General features: G+C 51.9%; 14 tRNA genes and 1 rRNA gene. All 15 read left to right on the forward strand.

Annotated features, from left to right (window positions below):
* Positions 1–94: 94 nt before the first annotated feature.
* The 15 genes from rrf (at position 95) to MKX31_RS29160 (ending at position 1,482) form a co-directional block, all read left to right on the forward strand.
* Positions 95–210 (forward strand): 5S ribosomal RNA (rrf, locus tag MKX31_RS29090).
* A gap of 4 nt (positions 211–214) precedes the next feature.
* A tRNA-Val gene (locus MKX31_RS29095) sits at positions 215–290 on the forward strand.
* Positions 291–294: 4 nt separating this feature from the next.
* Positions 295–370: transfer RNA gene (locus MKX31_RS29100), tRNA-Thr, on the forward strand.
* Positions 371–383: 13 nt separating this feature from the next.
* Positions 384–459, forward strand: a tRNA-Lys gene (locus MKX31_RS29105).
* Positions 460–473: 14 nt separating this feature from the next.
* Positions 474–554: transfer RNA gene (locus MKX31_RS29110), tRNA-Leu, on the forward strand.
* 29 nt (positions 555–583) lie between these two features.
* Positions 584–658: transfer RNA gene (locus MKX31_RS29115), tRNA-Gly, on the forward strand.
* A 16-nt stretch (positions 659–674) separates the two neighbouring features.
* Positions 675–763, forward strand: a tRNA-Leu gene (locus MKX31_RS29120).
* 3 nt (positions 764–766) lie between these two features.
* Positions 767–840, forward strand: a tRNA-Arg gene (locus MKX31_RS29125).
* Between the two features lie 10 nt (positions 841–850).
* Positions 851–924, forward strand: a tRNA-Pro gene (locus MKX31_RS29130).
* 14 nt (positions 925–938) lie between these two features.
* Positions 939–1,011 (forward strand) — tRNA-Ala (locus MKX31_RS29135).
* A 20-nt stretch (positions 1,012–1,031) separates the two neighbouring features.
* Positions 1,032–1,108, forward strand: a tRNA-Met gene (locus MKX31_RS29140).
* A 4-nt stretch (positions 1,109–1,112) separates the two neighbouring features.
* A tRNA-Ile gene (locus MKX31_RS29145) sits at positions 1,113–1,189 on the forward strand.
* A gap of 17 nt (positions 1,190–1,206) precedes the next feature.
* Positions 1,207–1,299: transfer RNA gene (locus MKX31_RS29150), tRNA-Ser, on the forward strand.
* A 27-nt stretch (positions 1,300–1,326) separates the two neighbouring features.
* Positions 1,327–1,403, forward strand: a tRNA-Met gene (locus tag MKX31_RS29155).
* Between the two features lie 3 nt (positions 1,404–1,406).
* A tRNA-Asp gene (locus MKX31_RS29160) sits at positions 1,407–1,482 on the forward strand.
* The last annotated feature ends 4 nt before the right edge of the window (positions 1,483–1,486 follow it).

The following is a 1,486-nucleotide window of genomic DNA, read 5'->3' on the forward strand; positions in this document are numbered from 1 at the left end:
AAGCAAATGTTATCTAGTTTTGAAGGAATATAAAAAACTTGTTGACTTTTAAAGTTAAATAAGTTATAATGATTCTTGTCTTAAATGAATACAGTCTGGTAATGATGGCAGAGAGGTCACACCCGTTCCCATACCGAACACGGAAGTTAAGCTCTCTAGCGCCGATGGTAGTTGGGACCTTGTCCCTGTGAGAGTAGGACGTTGCCAGGCAAATGGAGGATTAGCTCAGCTGGGAGAGCACCTGCCTTACAAGCAGGGGGTCGGCGGTTCGATCCCGTCATCCTCCACCATTTAGCCGACTTAGCTCAATTGGTAGAGCAACTGACTTGTAATCAGTAGGTTGGGGGTTCAAGTCCTCTAGTCGGCACCAGTTTTTATTGCAAGAGCCATTAGCTCAGTTGGTAGAGCATCTGACTTTTAATCAGAGGGTCGAAGGTTCGAATCCTTCATGGCTCACCATTTTAATGAAATATGCGGGTGTGGCGGAATTGGCAGACGCACTAGACTTAGGATCTAGCGCCTTTGGCGTGGGGGTTCGACTCCCTTCACCCGCACTTTTAATGAAATATCTCAAACATGTCTTGCGGAAGTAGTTCAGTGGTAGAATACAACCTTGCCAAGGTTGGGGTCGCGGGTTCGAATCCCGTCTTCCGCTCCAATTTCCAATATGACATGCCGGGGTGGCGGAACAGGCAGACGCACAGGACTTAAAATCCTGCGGTGGGTGACCACCGTGCGGGTTCGACCCCCGCCCTCGGCACCATATGCGCCCGTAGCTCAATTGGATAGAGCGTTTGACTACGGATCAAGAGGTTAGGGGTTCGACTCCTCTCGGGCGCGCTTTTATTAACGGGAAGTGGCTCAGCTTGGTAGAGCACCTGGTTTGGGACCAGGGGGTCGCAGGTTCAAATCCTGTCTTCCCGATTTTCCAAAAACATGGGGCCTTAGCTCAGCTGGGAGAGCGCCTGCCTTGCACGCAGGAGGTCAGCGGTTCGATCCCGCTAGGCTCCACTTATTTTAATATCTTTTATGGCGGTGTAGCTCAGCTGGCTAGAGCGTACGGTTCATACCCGTGAGGTCGGGGGTTCGATCCCCTCCGCCGCTACCATAAAGGACCTTTAGCTCAGCTGGTTAGAGCAGACGGCTCATAACCGTCCGGTCGTAGGTTCGAGTCCTACAAGGTCCACCACTAAAGCTTTATATCTCGGAGGTATACCCAAGTTCGGCTGAAGGGATCGGTCTTGAAAACCGACAGGCGGCGAGAGTCGCGCGGGGGTTCGAATCCCTCTACCTCCTCCATTTTTTCTAAATTAAATATTTTATCATCGCGGGGTGGAGCAGCACGGTAGCTCGTCGGGCTCATAACCCGAAGGTCGCAGGTTCAAATCCTGTCCCCGCAACCAAATGGTCCCGTGGTGTAGTGGTTAACATGCCTGCCTGTCACGCAGGAGATCGCCGGTTCGACCCCGGTCGGGACCGCCATTTT

Origin of the sequence: Bacillus sp. FSL M8-0063 (assembly GCF_038005545.1) — a bacterium.
Lineage (GTDB): Bacteria > Bacillota > Bacilli > Bacillales > Bacillaceae_G > Bacillus_A > Bacillus_A wiedmannii.